This is a genomic window from Ruegeria sp. O11 (assembly GCF_056535285.1).
The window spans coordinates 583,950-598,300 of the sequence record NZ_JBQERS010000001.1; the positions used below are offsets into that span (position 1 = coordinate 583,950).

A 14,351-nucleotide genomic window follows, 5' to 3' on the forward strand; every position below is an offset into this window, starting at 1 on the left:
GATATGTTGGCGCTGATCGCGGGAACTGGGGCATTACCGGACGAGGTGGTTGCATGTTTGCCGAACCGACCTTTGATTTGCGCGCTGGAAGGGTTTGAGCCTGAAAGGCTGAATGTTGACGTGGTCTTTCCGCTTGAGGAATTGGGCAGCTTTATCGCCGATCTGAAAGCGCGCGGCGTGACCGAGATTTGCATGGCCGGGGCTGTGCGCCGGCCCACCGTAAATCCTGCGCGCATTGATGCTGCGACGATGCCATTGGTTCCGATCTTACAAAAGGCCATTATGGCCGGTGATGACGGTGCCCTGCGCGCGGTTATCGGGATTTTTGAAGATTCTGATTTGACGGTCCGTGCCGCGCACGAGATCGCACCGGATTTGCTACCGCCGCTCGGCGCGCTGACTGAGGCACAACCCTCGGATACTGATCACGCAGATGCTGACCGTGCGGCAGGTATCCTGCGAAGCATGGGGACTGCAGATGTCGGTCAGGCATGTGTAGTGCTGAAAGGGCAAGCGCTAGCAATTGAGGGCATCTATGGTACTGCTTGGATGTTGCAGTCGCTGACCCAACGCCCTGACGCGGGTGGGGGTATTCTGTACAAAGGCCCCAAACCCGATCAGGACCGGCGCGCGGATATGCCTGCTATCGGACCCGGCACCGTATCGGGCGCGGTTGCGGCGGGCTTGTCAGGTATTGTCATCGAAAAGGGCGGTGTCATTGTCCTGCAACGGGACCGAGTGATTGAAGAGTGCAATCGCCTCGGTCTATTTCTCTACGTTCGCGAGCGCACCGTCTGATGCGCGTATTCTTGGTCGCCGGTGAACCGTCGGGCGACCGATTGGGCGCCGCTTTGATGGAGGGACTTAAAACCCTTTCGCCAGAGGTGCAGTTTGATGGGGTCGGCGGTCCACTGATGCAGGCGCAAGGACTGAGCAGCCGCTTTCCCATGTCCGAACTCAGCGTCATGGGATTGGTCGAGGTTCTGCCCAAGTTCTTTCACTTGAAGCGCCGGATCGCCGAGACCGCTCAGGCGGTTCTGGACACGCAGCCGGATGTGTTGATCACCATCGACAGTCCGGACTTCTCGCTGCGGGTCGCTAAACTGGTGAAGGCGTCCAGCAATATTCGAACCGTCCACTACGTTGCACCCAGCGTTTGGGCCTGGAGGCCCGGGCGCGCCGACAAAATGGCGAAGGTGATCGACCATGTTCTGGCGCTGCTGCCGTTTGAACCGCCCTATATGGAGCGGGTAGGGATGGAGTGTGATTTTGTCGGTCACCCCGTCGTCAACGAGCCGATTGCGTCTGAACCAGATATCAAGATATTCCGTGCGGATCATGACTTGGGCGACGCTCCAATTGTGCTCGCATTACCCGGCTCTCGGCGGGGAGAGGTCGAACGATTGGCCCCGATATTTGGCGCTGCTCTGCAAGAATTCCTGACAGATCGACCCGATACCCGTGTCGTTGTTCCAACCGTTGCGCATATGGTTGATGTGGTTGCCGAACAAGTTCGGGATTGGCCGGGCAATCCGATTGTTGTCGATCCGCGAAAGTTGCCATCGGACGAGGCACAGGCGCAGAAGAGGGCGGCCTTCGCGTCAGCCGATCTGGCATTGGCGGCATCGGGCACCGTGTCATTGGAACTGGCTGCACAGTCAACGCCGATGGTGATCGCTTATAATCTGAATTGGCTGACCACATTGATCGCGAAGCGCATGGTCAAGCTCGATACGGTGACGCTTGTCAATCTGGTCTCGGACACGCGTGCTGTACCTGAATGTCTGTTGGACGACTGCCAGCCGCTAAAGATCGCGGCAGCACTGGAAGAGGTTGCAGCTACGCCGGACGCCCAACATGAGGCTATGGCGATGACGATGGAGCGTCTTGGGCGGGATGGAGAGGCGCCGGGTCTGCGCGCGGCAAAAGCCGTTTTGGACAGAATGAACACGTGATGCTGGATCACGTGATCTTTGCCGCCTCTGCCTACATGGCACAGGTTCTGACTAACCTCGACAACCTCGCAGCGCTTGTTGCGCTGATGATGGTTTCCGGTCCGCGACGGACCGTTGCGGGGTTCCTGCTTGCGCAGATATTGATCATCGCCGCCGCCTTGTTGCTGGCTTTGGGTGTCGATGACGTGGTGCCACATTGGGCTGGCTATCTGGGTGTGATCCCGCTTGGCCTCGGCGTGATTGGGGTTATCCGGCAGTTTCGGGGATCAGAGACCGAGGAGGCTCCGCAAGTATCCTCAGGTGCCTCAACCGTTGTAACGATGTTGCTGTTCATAAGCCTGTCGATGGATACGTTCGCTGTGCTCGCACCGCTTTTGGCAGACTCGGCCCCAAGCTACCGTATTGCAGGCGTTACAGGTGCGGTTGCTGCGGCCCTGACGCTAACCATGCTTGGTCTGCTAGGCGCGCGATCTCCGATCATGACCGGCGGGTTTGCGCGGCGACTTGAGAAACTGGTTCCTTACGTAATGATCTGTGCCGGTATCTATATCCTCAGCAATTCCTGGACCGACGCGATTTAATAACCGCGCCAGATCCAGCCGCCGCCAAAGATGCGGCTTCCACCAGTTTCATAAAACACACAAGCCTGACCCGGAGAGATACCTTCTTCGGGCGTAAACAGCTCAACCTCGGCCGTCGTGTCGGACAGAGGCCGAATGATCGCCTCACGCGGCGGGCGGGTCGAGCGGACCTTGACCGACACATGCCATTCGTCTCGCGACGTAAAGGGTTCGTCTCCAAGCCAATTGATTTCACGCACCGGAACGGTTCGGGTGGCCAACATCTCTTTGGGGCCAACAACAACCTGTTTCTTGTCCACATCCAGCTTGACCACATACAACGGCTCACTCAGGCCACCGATACCAAGCCCCCGGCGCTGACCGATTGTATAGTGAATCACTCCATCATGCTGTGCCAGAGCACGGCCATCGGCATGTACGATTTCACCCGGCTCTGCAGCACCTGGGCGCAACTTTTCGATTACGCTGGCGTAGTTGCCGTTCGGTACAAAGCAGATGTCCTGGCTGTCAGGTTTGTCCGCAACCGCCAACCCGTATTGCGCCGCCATCTCGCGCGTGGCGTCCTTGGAGGGCAGGTGCCCCAAAGGAAAGCGCAGGAAATCCAACTGCTCGGGCGTTGTCGAGAAAAGGAAATAAGACTGGTCGCGGTTGGCATCCTCAGCACTATGCAACTCGGCCCCATTGGTTCCCATCTTGCGCTGGATATAATGACCGGTGGCCATACAGTCGGCCTCTAGGTCCTTGGCGGTTTCCAACAGGTCCTTGAACTTCACCCGCTCATTGCAGCGGATACAAGGCACCGGAGTCGCTCCTGCCAGATAGCTGTCAGCGAATTCGTCGATTACCGCGTCTTTAAAGATGTTCTCATAATCCAGAACATAATGAGGGAAGCCGCGCTCTTCGGCCACGCGGCGCGCGTCGTGGATATCGATCCCAGCACAACACGCGCCTTTCTTGGCAAGCGCCGCGCCGTGGTCGTAAAGCTGCAGCGTAACCCCTACAACGTCATAGCCCTGATCAGCCAGATAGGCCGCGACAACAGAGCTGTCCACGCCGCCAGACATAGCCACAACCACCCGCGTTTCCGAGGGCGGTTTGGCAAAGCCGAGCGAGTTTAGCGGGGTCTCGGTATCGAGGGCCATTGGCGGTTCCAGTCCGGGTTAAGAAAGACCGGCAGAATATAGGAAAATTCTATACACTCTCAAGGGGCGGTTTCACACCGTTTTAAGTAGATTGGATGCAGCTTTGTCGCAGCAGAAGAAGGTGGAACAGATGTATTTGCACAAAGTGGAAGGTCCAAGATCGGTCACCTTGCCGGATGGAAGCGTGCTAACACGCGCCGATCTACCCCCGGCAGACACGCGGCGATGGGTAGCTTCGCGCAAAGTAATTGTCGTGCGTGGAGTGCTTTACGGGCTGATTTCCCTGTCTGAAGCAAAGAAACGCTATGGCATTAGCGATGAGGAATTCAATTCCTGGGTGTCAGCCGTCGCAGAGCACGGAATCGATGCGCTGAAGGTGACTGCATTAAAAAAATATCGACAACCTAAAGGTGAAGATGAATAAATGATTCAACGGTAACGTCAGATTAACCATTTTTATTCAGGCTCAGATCAGTTGAAGAATTTGACCTAATTGGAGCAGTGAAAAATGCGCATACTTCTTGTCGAGGATGATCCAACCACGTCCAAGAGCATTGAATTGATGCTGACGCACGCAAATCTCAACGTATATGCGACGGACCTTGGCGAAGAAGGAATCGATCTGGCCAAGCTGTATGATTATGACCTCATTCTGCTTGACCTGAATTTGCCTGATATGAACGGCCACGAAGTGCTGCGCCAACTGCGGATCGCACGCGTGGAAACACCGATCCTGATCCTGTCGGGCGCGGACGACACCGAAAGCAAGATCAAAGGCTTCGGGTTTGGTGCAGACGATTACCTGACCAAACCCTTCCATCGCGAAGAGCTGGTGGCGCGTATTCATGCGATCATCCGGCGTTCCAAGGGGCATTCCCAGTCCGTGATCCACACAGGGCAGGTGGCCGTCAATCTGGATGCCAAGACCGTCGAGGTCGAAGGAAAGACCGTACACCTGACAGGCAAAGAATATCAGATGCTTGAGCTTCAAAGCCTGCGTAAAGGTACAACTCTGACCAAAGAGATGTTCCTGAATCATCTCTACGGTGGCATGGATGAGCCAGAATTGAAAATTATCGATGTGTTCATCTGCAAGTTACGTAAGAAGCTCAGCAATGCCACTGGTGGTGAGAATTATATCGAAACAGTCTGGGGTCGCGGTTATGTTCTGCGCGATCCACAATCCAGCAATATGGGTGAAGCCCGCCTTGCCGTTGGCGCCTGAATTGATCTGACTGCTACCGTCGATGGTCCAGGACGGTAATTTCACTCGCGTCTCAGCACAACACTGGACCTGATCATGGCCTCGTCCTATCACTGGATTCTAATATGACGTGACAGGGCGGGGCCATGAGCGATACCACTGCAATCGCAGAATTGACGGAAGACGAAGCACGTGCAGAACTGGCTCGGCTTGCCAAGGAGTTGCAGAGGGCCAACCAGCTTTATCACACTGAAGATGCGCCGGAAATATCAGACGCCGATTATGATGACCTCAAACGTCGCAACGCCGATATTGAGGCGCGCTTTCCGGAACTAAAACGTGCAGACAGCCCTTCGGATCAAGTAGGGGCACAAGTTTCAGACGGGTTTTCCAAAGTCACGCATGCGGTGCGGATGATGTCACTTGGCAATGCCTTTGACGATGAGGATGTTGCCGATTTTGACCGCTCAATCCGCAAGTATCTCGGGTTAGGGGAAGACGCACCGCTTGAATATACAGCCGAGCCAAAGATCGATGGCCTCTCGTTATCCTTGAGGTATGAACACGGCGAGCTGATTCAGGCGGCGACCCGAGGGGATGGTGAGACCGGGGAAAACGTGACCGCCAATGCGCGCACCGTGTCGGATATTCCGCCTCGAATTGAAGGTGCTCCAGATATATTCGAGGTTCGCGGCGAGGTTTACATGTCTCATCATGATTTCGAAGCGCTGAACGCACGGCAAACTGAAACAGGTGGAAAGACTTTCGCAAATCCGCGTAACGCAGCGGCTGGTTCGCTGCGTCAACTGGACTCGGAAATAACTCGATCACGTCCACTAAAGTTTTTTGCCTATGCCTGGGGCGAACTGTCGAAACCTCTGGCTGAAACGCAAATGGGGGCAATCGAACGACTCAAAGCATTGGGCTTCCAAGTCAACGCGCTTACGCGTCTCTGTTCCACGACAGGTCAGATGCTGGATCATTACCGCGCGATCGAAGAACAGCGCGCGATTTTGGGATATGACATCGACGGGGTGGTCTACAAAGTTGATGATCTGAGTCTGCAATCCCGGTTGGGATTCCGCTCGACAACGCCCCGCTGGGCGATCGCGCATAAATTTCCGGCCGAACTGGCCTGGACCCGGCTTGAAGCGATCGACATTCAGGTGGGTCGGACCGGAGCGCTTAGCCCGGTTGCACGTTTGCATCCTGTGACTGTCGGTGGGGTCGTTGTGTCGAACGCGACGCTGCACAATGAGGACTATATCGCGGGGCGGGACGCCAAAGGCGGGGTTATCCGCGATGGCAAAGACATACGCATCGGCGATTGGGTGCAGGTTTATCGGGCAGGGGATGTGATCCCAAAGATTTCGGATGTTGATCTGTCGAAACGACCGGATGATGCGAAACCTTATTCCTTTCCAACGACATGCCCGGAATGTGACAGTGAGGCAATCCGCGAAGAAGGTGATGCGGTACGCCGATGCACCGGGGGTTTAATTTGCCCTGCGCAGGCGGTGGAGAAACTTAAACATTTCGTGTCGCGCAAAGCCTTCGATATCGAAGGGCTCGGTGCCAAACAGATCGAGATGTTCCACAACGACCCCGTTCTGCCTATCAACACACCTGCCGATATCTTCACCTTGAAAGAACGGGACGCTGAAAATCTTGCCCGTTTGAAAAACCGTGACGGTTGGGGAGAGACCTCGGCCAGCAATCTGTTCGCCGCGATTGATGACAAACGAACCATTCCCTTCGCTCGATTGTTGTTTGCACTCGGAATTCGCCATGTGGGCGAAGTCGGCGCCCGTGATTTGGCCTTGTTCTATCGGGAGTGGGATCAAATGACCGCGTCGATCGATACGGTGCGACCCGCAGCACTTGCGCAGCGTGCCGCTGACGAAGCGGAAGATGCAGAGAGGATCACAGCTATAGAAGAAGGTCGGCGCGCCAGAGTCAAAGAGGCGCGGGATGCTACGGTTGCTAAGCTAAATGTACCAGCGGACGCTGCCAGCGCTTGGACGGATATGATTGGAATTGATGGCATTGGAACCACGCTGGGGCTGTCGCTGTCTGACGCCTTTGCCAACCCGGACGAACGCAAGGCGTTTGATGAACTACGCAGTCACTTAACCATTGTTCCGCCGGATGCGCCTGCATCGGATAGCCCGGTTGCAGGAAAAACGGTCGTCTTTACAGGAACGCTTGAGAAGATGACCCGCGCCGAGGCCAAGGCGCGTGCCGAGGCGTTGGGCGCCAAGGTGTCGGGTTCGGTCAGCCAAAAAACCGATTTGTTGGTGGCGGGTCCGGGTGCGGGTTCCAAGGCAAAGAAGGCGGCCGATCTGGGTATAGAAACCCTGGATGAAGACGGCTGGCTTCAACTGATCGGCGATCTATGAGCGGCAGGCCAGAGCAACTCTTTCCGCTGTTCGCGGGGCTTGAAACGCTGGATGGTGTGGGACCGAAAACAGCGCAACTTTTCGGCCAATTAGACATCGAGTCGCCGCGAGATGTCTTGTTTTCATTGCCATATGCGGTGATCGACCGACGCCGACGCGATAGCATACAAGGGGCCGATCTTCCGACCACCTTGACGGTAGAGGTCACAATCGGAACCCATCGGCCCCCGCGTAACAAAGGTGGTGCATACCGCGTTCATGTCGAGGACAGCCAAGCGGATTTTCAACTGGTGTTCTTTCACGCGCGCGGGGATTATCTGAAGAAACTGCTGCCGCAGGGTGCGCGCCGCGTGGTTTCGGGAAAGCTGGAACTGTTTGATGGAATGGCCCAGATGGTGCATCCCGATCACATGGTCGCGCCAGAAAACGCAGGTGAATTACCAGAGTTTGAACCAGTTTATCATCTGACCCAGGGCGTTACGCAGAAAACGGCGTACAAGGCGGCGCAAAGCGCACTCAAACGGGTGCCTGCTCTGGCTGAATGGGCAGACCCAGCTCAGGTGGCTCAGCAAAACTGGCCCGACTGGTCGGCTGCAATTCGTGCTGCTCATCATCCGCATGGGGCAGATGACGTAGCCCCTTTTGCACCTGCAAGGGAGCGTCTGGCATATGATGAATTGCTCGCCCATCAACTGACTTTGGCTCTGGCACGACAGCGTGAGCGGAAGGCGCGTGGCATCGTCAGTCTTGGAACAGGGGCGCTGCAATCTAAGTTGCTTGCAAGCTTGCCGTATCGACCAACCGATGCTCAATCCCGTGCAATCGAAGAAATTTCGGCGGATATGGCCTCTAGTTCCCGCATGAATCGATTGCTGCAAGGCGATGTCGGCGCGGGAAAGACGCTTGTGGCGTTTATAGCGCTTTTGATCGCGGTTGAAGCAGGCGGGCAGGGGGTGATGATGGCTCCCACCGAGATCCTTGCCCGACAACATCTTGAAGGATTGCGACCCTTAGCCGAAGAGGCCGGAGTTGTGCTGGAAATCCTGACCGGGCGCGACAAAGGGGCCGAACGTCGGGCGAAGTTGGCCGCACTGAAACAAGGTGACATTCAAATACTGGTCGGCACCCATGCGGTATTTCAGGACGATGTCGAGTTTAAGGCCTTAAGGCTGGCCATCGTTGATGAACAACATCGTTTTGGTGTCCGCCAGCGGATGGAATTGTCCGAAAAAGGTCAACGCGCGGATGTTCTGGTGATGACCGCAACGCCCATCCCGCGCAGTTTGGCGTTGGCGCAGTATGGTGACATGGATGTCTCGGTTCTTGATGAAAAGCCACCTGGCCGAAAGCCAATCAAGACCGCGATCGTCAGCACGCAGCGCATGGACGAGGTTGTGGCCCACCTGCGCGGCGCGATTGATGCGGGCAAACAATGCTATTGGGTATGTCCTCTGGTCGATGAATCCGAAGTCTCAGACCTGACCGCCGCCGAGGAGCGTTTCAAGCGGCTGCGCGCGCTTTTGGGGGATGATGTGGTGGGGCTGGTGCATGGCCAGATGCCACCCACCGAAAAAGATGCTGCAATGGCGGCGTTTCAGACCGGCCAAACCAAGGTTCTAGTCGCGACCACGGTGATTGAAGTTGGGGTCAATGTTCCCAATGCGACAATCATGGTGATTGAACGGGCAGAGATTTTCGGATTGGCGCAATTGCACCAGTTGCGGGGGCGGGTTGGACGCGGAGAGGATGCTTCGACCTGTTTGCTGATGTATCAACCGCCACTTAGCGAAGGTGGCCGCAAGCGTCTGGAAGTTCTGCGTGAAACCGAGGACGGGTTCCGCATTGCCGAGACAGATTTGCAGATGCGCGGCGCGGGTGACTTGATCGGTACAGCGCAATCTGGCCTGCCCAAGTTCCGGATTGCCGATCTCGAACGCCAGGCAGGATTGATGGCAGTGGCGCAATCAGATGCGCGTGCGTTGCTCTCCTCAGACCCCAAGTTGACATCAGACCGAGGCCAGGCGGCGCGTGTTCTTCTGTGGCTCATGAAACAGGACAAGGCGATCCGTTTGATATCAGTGGGTTAGACTGTAAATCCCATAAAGTTCACAAATGTTCTTAAAAAGTTCTTTACCGACTCGTCAAAATATGAGAACAAAAGGTCAACAAATGATTAAACCTGACCGGAGGTGAGACCATGCTGAGCCAGATCAAAACTGCCTTTACCCGTTCGCAATCCACGATCTTACAGGATGCGGCAGGCGCGGTTTCTCTGGTTGTGATGCTGGTGGTTGCCCTTCACCTGCCAAGCGGGTTCTAAGCCTTTCTGCCTGCGATCTCGTGCCGATCATACCGCGCTTGTTTCCCCGTCCTGATCAAGGGTGACCTGCCTGTCCCATTTCCCTTGTAGGGGCCAGCCTCGGCCCCGTGCGGTAATCCGGACCCTACATGAGAAACGCATGACTTGCCGCCGCCCTTTCCGCCCGGAAGGTGCGGCGGTTCTTTTTTCAAAGCTGACCAGTTTTGATAATCTCAATCGTCGCCGACAGGACAGAGTTGACCGCGACTGAGGCCAGGATCATTCCCATTACGCGGCTGATGATGGCTGCACCTGAATGACCGATTAACCGGATGATCGGTTCTGCCAATAGCATCAGCACAAATGCGATGGCGATCACAGCTAGCATAACCAATGCAGTGATACTTTGGTCAGCGACGCTGTATCGGTTGTTGTCGGTCAAAACAACGATAGCGAGCATCGCGCCAGGGGAGGCGAGGGATGGAACGGCGAGCGGGAAAATGGCCGGGTTGGTCTTGTGCATTTTATCGTCCAGGTCCTCTTCGGCCTGACGTTGTTCAATCTCTTGCTTGCTCTCGCCAAAGATCATGGTCAACGCGAAGAGGAACAGGATTATCCCGCCGGCTACTTGAAACGAGTTTAGGCCGATGTCCAATGCCTCGATTACAAGTTGTCCGAAGATGAGAAAGAACATTAGTATTCCCGCGCTCACCAATGCCGCCAATAGGGCGGTCTTGCGACGGGCCCCAGCGGCAATACCCGCAGTGACGGCGATAAAGACGGGGATCGTGCCGATAGGGTCGATCACAACCCAGAGCGTCACGAAATGTTCCAGCAAATTGTTCACGTTAACCCCCAAATCAATTGAGGGCACACTATACGTCTTTGTTTGGAAAGGCCACGATCAGGCGCAATTGGCTTGTTCTACCTGCTCCATCGCTTCCGCAGTTGCGTCCAGTGCCAACAAGATCGACGCATGCCGGTTCTTATAGTCCCGTGCGGGCATTAAAACCTCGAGCCCGTCAAATGGAGAGTCGGGGGCCGGGCCGTCTTTCTTCAGCATTGCCGAAAGCTGATCGCGCGCGGTTTCTACCTGAGCCCGTGTCGCACCGATCACCGCGCTGCCGACAACCGAAGCCGAAGCCTGACCCAAAGCACAAGCCTTAACATCCTGCCCGAAGTTTGTAATCCGCCCATCCTCTACTTTGACGTCAACAGTTACTGTCGAGCCGCATAAAGGTGCACGTTTTTTCACTGTTGCATCGGGATTTTCCAAGCGGTCCAGATGCGGAATATCCGCCGCCAGCGCCAGAATGCGTCCGGAATAGAGCTTGATTAGATCGGTTTCGCCGCTCATGGCTTTCCCTCGTTTTCTATTCCCCATACATAATGGCGAGATTCTGGGATGCAAAAGGTTTTTGCGATGGCTGACACAGTCTTGTTCGACCCGTCGACACTGAAATTCAACGAGGCTAGTTTGATCCCTGCGATTGCGCAGGATGAAGAAACCGGTGAGGTTCTTATGATGGCGTGGATGAACGTCCAGTCCATCGAGCGTACGCTGGTTACTGGGCGCGTCACCTATTGGTCGCGGTCGCGACAGGCGTTCTGGGTCAAAGGCGAAAGTTCGGGCCATGTGCAGGAGTTGGTTGATTTTCGCGTCGATTGTGACCGGGATTGCCTTCTGGTCGTAGTGAAACAAACCGGTCCGGCCTGTCACACAAATCGGCGGAGTTGTTTCTATACAGCGGTTCGCGATGGCACTGAAGTCGAGCTTATGTCACCGATGGAATGAAGCGTTAGGCGATCTGGTTGGTTCTCAGATCAAAGCCCGACAATCGCTCTGATTTCGGCCGGTGTAGCGCCTTGATCGCGATAGAGAGAAATCGCGCGCGCATCATCTCGTTTTGCAAGCCGTTTGCCAGCCTCGTCCCGGATTAGACGATGGTGGTGATATACCGGCGTTGGCAGCCCAAGCAAGCCCTGCAGCAAGACGTGTATCTGCGTAGCGTCGAACAGATCTTCACCTCGGACCACATGCGTTATGTCCTGATCTGCGTCGTCAACGACTACGGACAAATGATAAGAACTGCCCATATTGCGCCGAACGAGGATGATATCGCCGACTGCGTTGAGAAGCGTATCGGCACTAAGTGAGTGCGTTCCCGCATGTTTCGCTCCGGTTTCACGAAAAGGGCGAAGCTCTGACGCCTCTAGCGCTTTTTCCATATTGATGCGAAGAACATCCTCGGGGCCCGCATCGAGCAGGAGCCGCTGACGGCATGTACCCGGATAGATGCGCCCATCTGGTCCAAACTGGGGCGCTCCTTCCTGTGGGGCCCCAGCCGCGGCCTCGATATCGGCACGCTTACATTGGCAAGGGTAGACCAACTTCAGATCGATCAAGGTTTCGAGCGCGTGTCGATATTTTTGGATTCGATCTGATTGGCGCATCACCGGCAGAGGCCATGTCAGGCCAAGCCAGTGCAGATCGTCATAGATTTGGTTTTCCCAATGAAGGCGAGAACGCGACTGATCTATATCTTCGATCCGCAAGTGGAATTCTCCACCTGCAGCCTGCGCTTGATCATTGGCCAGAAGTGCAGAATATGCATGGCCCAGATGTAATGGACCTGTCGGAGAAGGCGCAAAGCGCGTTATGAATCTCACGCTTTTTCAACAACGTAGACGTTAGATTTCATGTCCATTCCGGGGAGGTGAGGGCCATATTCACGAAATAACAACCGTGCGCGCCCCATGTCCAGCCAATCGTTGAGACGCGCGGTATAGGCGTGATCGGCCAAGGTATGGTCATTGAAAGAAAAGGCCAGATACCCACCGCGTGGTAACGCATTCATAAGAAGATCAAATGTTTCAGGCGGAGCCGCGCCGGCTCCAATAACCCCTATAGATGTGATGGCAGAGTAAGCACCCGCCTCAATCGGTTCGGGGTTGGTGACGTCAAAGCCTATCAGATTGCGATAGACACCCTTGGCCGCTGCCCCTTTCAGCATATTCGGCGATGGGTCCATGCCGTCGATCACGCGGAAACCGGCCTTGCTCAGCGCAACACCCGAAAGCCCTGTGCCACAGCCATAGTCCAGAACCGGCACTTCGGCATCTGCGATAAATGACCACAATGCGGCGGCAACACGATCCGGGGTGACGTAGCCATGCTCATCGACTTCATCATCATACGAAGCCGCCCAATTCTGATAGTGTTCCTGCGTTTCCTGGGCAGAGTTCAGATTGTATGTGTTTTTCAGAAACTTGTCGCTCATACCTTACATGTTAGGCGCAGGGTAGGCGTGCCGTCCAGTCAACACTGGTTTAACCAGTCTCTCCAGACAGCTTTTGCCCGGTCTGTATACGCCTTGTAGCGATCTTTACGGCCCCGACGACCACCTTTCAGACCATCGACCGGGCGGAATAATCCGAAATTCACGTTCATGGGCTGGAACGTTTTGGCCTCAGCACCGCCGGTAATATGGTGGATCAACGCGCCCATCGCGCTGTCTTGAGGCACTTCGGGCAAGGTCTTGCCCAAAATCTCGGCGGCAGCAAGACGACCAGCCAGCAAGCCCATCGCGGCACTTTCAACATAGCCTTCAACCCCAGTGATCTGGCCCGCAAATCGAATATTGGGCCGGGATTTCAGCCGCATCTGCGCATCTAGCAATGTCGGGGAATTGATGAAGGTATTACGATGAATGCCACCCAACCGCGCAAAGCTGGCGTTTTCCAGCCCTGGGATTTTACGAAAAACATCCGTTTGTGCGCCGTATTTCATCTTGGTCTGAAAACCAACGACGTTGAATAAGGTGCCCAAGGCATTGTCACGCCGCAATTGAACAACAGCGTGTGGCTTTACATCCGGTTGGTGCGGATTGGTCAGACCAACGGGTTTCATCGGTCCGTGACGCAAGGTTTCACGGCCGCGCTCGGCCATTACTTCGATCGGCAGGCAGCCGTCGAAATAACCAGCGGTTTCGCCCTCGTGGAACTCGGTCTTGTCAGCCGCCAGCAGCGCATCAATGAAGGCTTCGTACTGTTCACGATCCATCGGACAATTGAGATAGGCCGTCCGTTCTTCTTCGGTCTCGCCCTTGTCATAGCGCGACTGCATCCATGCTTTGCTCATATCAATGCTGTCGGCGTAGACGATAGGCGCTATGGCGTCGAAAAAGGCTAGTGCTTCGGCACCTGTCTCTGACCGTATGGACTCACTCAAACCGGGTGACGTCAGCGGGCCTGTGGCGAATATCCAGTGGCCCTCACTGGGCAGGCTGATGACCTCCTCGTCAGTGACTGATACGTGTGAATGTGCCTTCAACTTGGCGGTCACAGATTCAGCAAAAGAATCACGGTCAACCGCCAGGGCACCACCTGCTGGTAGGCGGTGGCTATCAGCCGTGGTCATAATCAACCCGTTTGCTGCGCGCATTTCCCAATGCAGCAATCCGACAGCGTTCTGTTCATCATCATCCGAGCGGAAAGAGTTCGAACATACCATCTCGGCCAGATTGCCGGTCTGGTGCGCAAAGGTGCCTACATTAGGTCGCATTTCGTGGATCACAACATCCACGCCCATTTCCGCCGCCTGCCAGGCGGCCTCGGACCCGGCCATGCCGCCGCCCACGATGTGCAACTTATCTGTCATGCGCTGCCAAATAGGGTACTGCAACGTCATACGCAATGCACAGATATCAGCAACTTTAAACGGAGGAGTTTTTGGGGTCGCCGCTGCGGGAATGTCTGCGCCGGTGAGAGA

Annotated in this window: 15 protein-coding genes; 9 read left to right on the forward strand and 6 right to left on the reverse strand. The window is 55.6% G+C overall.

Annotated elements, in window-relative coordinates:
• The first annotated feature begins 3 nt into the window (after positions 1 to 3).
• From ACRZ91_RS02905 to ACRZ91_RS02915, 3 genes are read left to right on the forward strand one after another with little or no spacing between them, the layout of a single operon-like run.
• Positions 4 to 798, forward strand: a complete 795-nt coding sequence (locus ACRZ91_RS02905) for an LpxI family protein (RefSeq protein WP_480872360.1) — start codon at positions 4 to 6, stop codon at positions 796 to 798.
• Entirely contained in the window at positions 798 to 1,955 is a 1,158-nt protein-coding gene (gene lpxB / locus ACRZ91_RS02910) for a lipid-A-disaccharide synthase (protein ID WP_170770792.1), read from the forward strand. Before ACRZ91_RS02905 ends, lpxB begins: the two co-directional genes overlap by 1 nt.
• The gene (locus ACRZ91_RS02915) at positions 1,955 to 2,536 is read left to right on the forward strand and encodes a cadmium resistance transporter (RefSeq protein WP_170470071.1); all 582 of its coding nucleotides are present in this window, start codon (positions 1,955 to 1,957) and stop codon (positions 2,534 to 2,536) included. The genes lpxB and ACRZ91_RS02915 overlap by 1 nt, the downstream gene beginning before the upstream one ends.
• On the opposite strand, the gene mnmA is transcribed toward ACRZ91_RS02915, so the two are convergent.
• Positions 2,533 to 3,678: a tRNA 2-thiouridine(34) synthase MnmA gene (mnmA, locus tag ACRZ91_RS02920; RefSeq protein WP_480902469.1), complete on the reverse strand. Its 1,146-nt coding sequence runs from the start codon at positions 3,676 to 3,678 to the stop codon at positions 2,533 to 2,535. The two genes, ACRZ91_RS02915 and mnmA, sit on opposite strands and share 4 nt — an antisense overlap.
• 130 nt (positions 3,679 to 3,808) lie before the next feature.
• Here mnmA and sciP point away from each other — a divergent pair, with 130 nt between their 5' ends.
• From sciP to ACRZ91_RS02945, 5 genes are all read left to right on the forward strand, one after another.
• On the forward strand, positions 3,809 to 4,102 hold the full coding sequence (sciP, locus tag ACRZ91_RS02925; RefSeq protein ID WP_010439996.1) for a CtrA inhibitor SciP: 294 nt from the start codon (positions 3,809 to 3,811) through the stop codon (positions 4,100 to 4,102).
• A gap of 84 nt (positions 4,103 to 4,186) precedes the next feature.
• Positions 4,187 to 4,903 carry a response regulator transcription factor CtrA gene (ctrA, locus tag ACRZ91_RS02930; RefSeq protein WP_480902471.1) on the forward strand — a complete coding sequence of 239 codons (717 nt, stop codon included), beginning with the start codon at positions 4,187 to 4,189 and terminating at the stop codon, positions 4,901 to 4,903.
• 125 nt (positions 4,904 to 5,028) lie between these two features.
• On the forward strand, positions 5,029 to 7,281 hold the full coding sequence (ligA, locus tag ACRZ91_RS02935) for an NAD-dependent DNA ligase LigA (protein WP_480902473.1): 2,253 nt from the start codon (positions 5,029 to 5,031) through the stop codon (positions 7,279 to 7,281).
• Positions 7,278 to 9,368 (forward strand): ATP-dependent DNA helicase RecG, encoded by a 2,091-nt coding sequence (gene recG, locus ACRZ91_RS02940; RefSeq protein ID WP_480902476.1) that lies wholly within the window; start codon positions 7,278 to 7,280, stop codon positions 9,366 to 9,368. The genes ligA and recG overlap by 4 nt, the downstream gene beginning before the upstream one ends.
• A gap of 110 nt (positions 9,369 to 9,478) precedes the next feature.
• Positions 9,479 to 9,601 (forward strand): hypothetical protein, encoded by a 123-nt coding sequence (locus ACRZ91_RS02945; RefSeq protein WP_010440002.1) that lies wholly within the window; start codon positions 9,479 to 9,481, stop codon positions 9,599 to 9,601.
• A 187-nt stretch (positions 9,602 to 9,788) separates the two neighbouring features.
• Here ACRZ91_RS02945 and ACRZ91_RS02950 read toward each other — a convergent pair whose 3' ends face one another.
• Both ACRZ91_RS02950 and ACRZ91_RS02955 read right to left on the reverse strand, forming a co-directional pair.
• Positions 9,789 to 10,427 carry a MarC family protein gene (locus ACRZ91_RS02950; RefSeq protein ID WP_170470084.1) on the reverse strand — a complete coding sequence of 213 codons (639 nt, stop codon included), beginning with the start codon at positions 10,425 to 10,427 and terminating at the stop codon, positions 9,789 to 9,791.
• 57 nt (positions 10,428 to 10,484) lie between these two features.
• Positions 10,485 to 10,937, reverse strand: coding sequence for an iron-sulfur cluster assembly scaffold protein (locus ACRZ91_RS02955; protein WP_480902479.1), 453 nt, complete (start codon positions 10,935 to 10,937; stop codon positions 10,485 to 10,487).
• A gap of 48 nt (positions 10,938 to 10,985) precedes the next feature.
• Here ACRZ91_RS02955 and hisI point away from each other — a divergent pair, with 48 nt between their 5' ends.
• Positions 10,986 to 11,375 carry a phosphoribosyl-AMP cyclohydrolase gene (gene hisI / locus ACRZ91_RS02960; RefSeq protein ID WP_480902481.1) on the forward strand — a complete coding sequence of 130 codons (390 nt, stop codon included), beginning with the start codon at positions 10,986 to 10,988 and terminating at the stop codon, positions 11,373 to 11,375.
• A gap of 29 nt (positions 11,376 to 11,404) precedes the next feature.
• Here hisI and gluQRS read toward each other — a convergent pair whose 3' ends face one another.
• From gluQRS to trmFO, 3 genes are read right to left on the reverse strand one after another with little or no spacing between them, the layout of a single operon-like run.
• Positions 11,405 to 12,250 carry a tRNA glutamyl-Q(34) synthetase GluQRS gene (gene gluQRS, locus ACRZ91_RS02965; RefSeq protein WP_480902484.1) on the reverse strand — a complete coding sequence of 282 codons (846 nt, stop codon included), beginning with the start codon at positions 12,248 to 12,250 and terminating at the stop codon, positions 11,405 to 11,407.
• Positions 12,247 to 12,861, reverse strand: a complete 615-nt coding sequence (locus ACRZ91_RS02970; protein WP_480902486.1) for a class I SAM-dependent DNA methyltransferase — start codon at positions 12,859 to 12,861, stop codon at positions 12,247 to 12,249. Before ACRZ91_RS02970 ends, gluQRS begins: the two co-directional genes overlap by 4 nt.
• A gap of 38 nt (positions 12,862 to 12,899) precedes the next feature.
• Positions 12,900 to 14,240, reverse strand: a complete 1,341-nt coding sequence (trmFO, locus tag ACRZ91_RS02975; RefSeq protein WP_480902488.1) for a methylenetetrahydrofolate--tRNA-(uracil(54)-C(5))-methyltransferase (FADH(2)-oxidizing) TrmFO — start codon at positions 14,238 to 14,240, stop codon at positions 12,900 to 12,902.
• Between the last annotated feature and the right edge of the window lie 111 nt (positions 14,241 to 14,351).

Excerpts from the sequence above, each read along its gene's own strand:
- ACRZ91_RS02945 (WP_010440002.1), top strand. The coding sequence starts at position 9,479 with ATGCTGAGCCAGATCAAAACTGCCTTTACCCGTTCGCAATCCACGATC.
- mnmA (WP_480902469.1), bottom strand. The coding sequence starts at position 3,678 with ATGGCCCTCGATACCGAGACCCCGCTAAACTCGCTCGGCTTTGCCAAA.
- recG (WP_480902476.1), top strand. The coding sequence starts at position 7,278 with ATGAGCGGCAGGCCAGAGCAACTCTTTCCGCTGTTCGCGGGGCTTGAA.
- ctrA (WP_480902471.1), top strand. The coding sequence starts at position 4,187 with ATGCGCATACTTCTTGTCGAGGATGATCCAACCACGTCCAAGAGCATT.
- sciP (WP_010439996.1), top strand. The coding sequence starts at position 3,809 with ATGTATTTGCACAAAGTGGAAGGTCCAAGATCGGTCACCTTGCCGGAT.
- ACRZ91_RS02970 (WP_480902486.1), bottom strand. The coding sequence starts at position 12,861 with ATGAGCGACAAGTTTCTGAAAAACACATACAATCTGAACTCTGCCCAG.
- trmFO (WP_480902488.1), bottom strand. The coding sequence starts at position 14,240 with ATGACAGATAAGTTGCACATCGTGGGCGGCGGCATGGCCGGGTCCGAG.
- lpxB (WP_170770792.1), top strand. The coding sequence starts at position 798 with ATGCGCGTATTCTTGGTCGCCGGTGAACCGTCGGGCGACCGATTGGGC.
- ACRZ91_RS02955 (WP_480902479.1), bottom strand. The coding sequence starts at position 10,937 with ATGAGCGGCGAAACCGATCTAATCAAGCTCTATTCCGGACGCATTCTG.
- ACRZ91_RS02915 (WP_170470071.1), top strand. The coding sequence starts at position 1,955 with ATGCTGGATCACGTGATCTTTGCCGCCTCTGCCTACATGGCACAGGTT.
- hisI (WP_480902481.1), top strand. The coding sequence starts at position 10,986 with ATGCAAAAGGTTTTTGCGATGGCTGACACAGTCTTGTTCGACCCGTCG.
- ACRZ91_RS02905 (WP_480872360.1), top strand. The coding sequence starts at position 4 with ATGTTGGCGCTGATCGCGGGAACTGGGGCATTACCGGACGAGGTGGTT.
- ligA (WP_480902473.1), top strand. The coding sequence starts at position 5,029 with ATGAGCGATACCACTGCAATCGCAGAATTGACGGAAGACGAAGCACGT.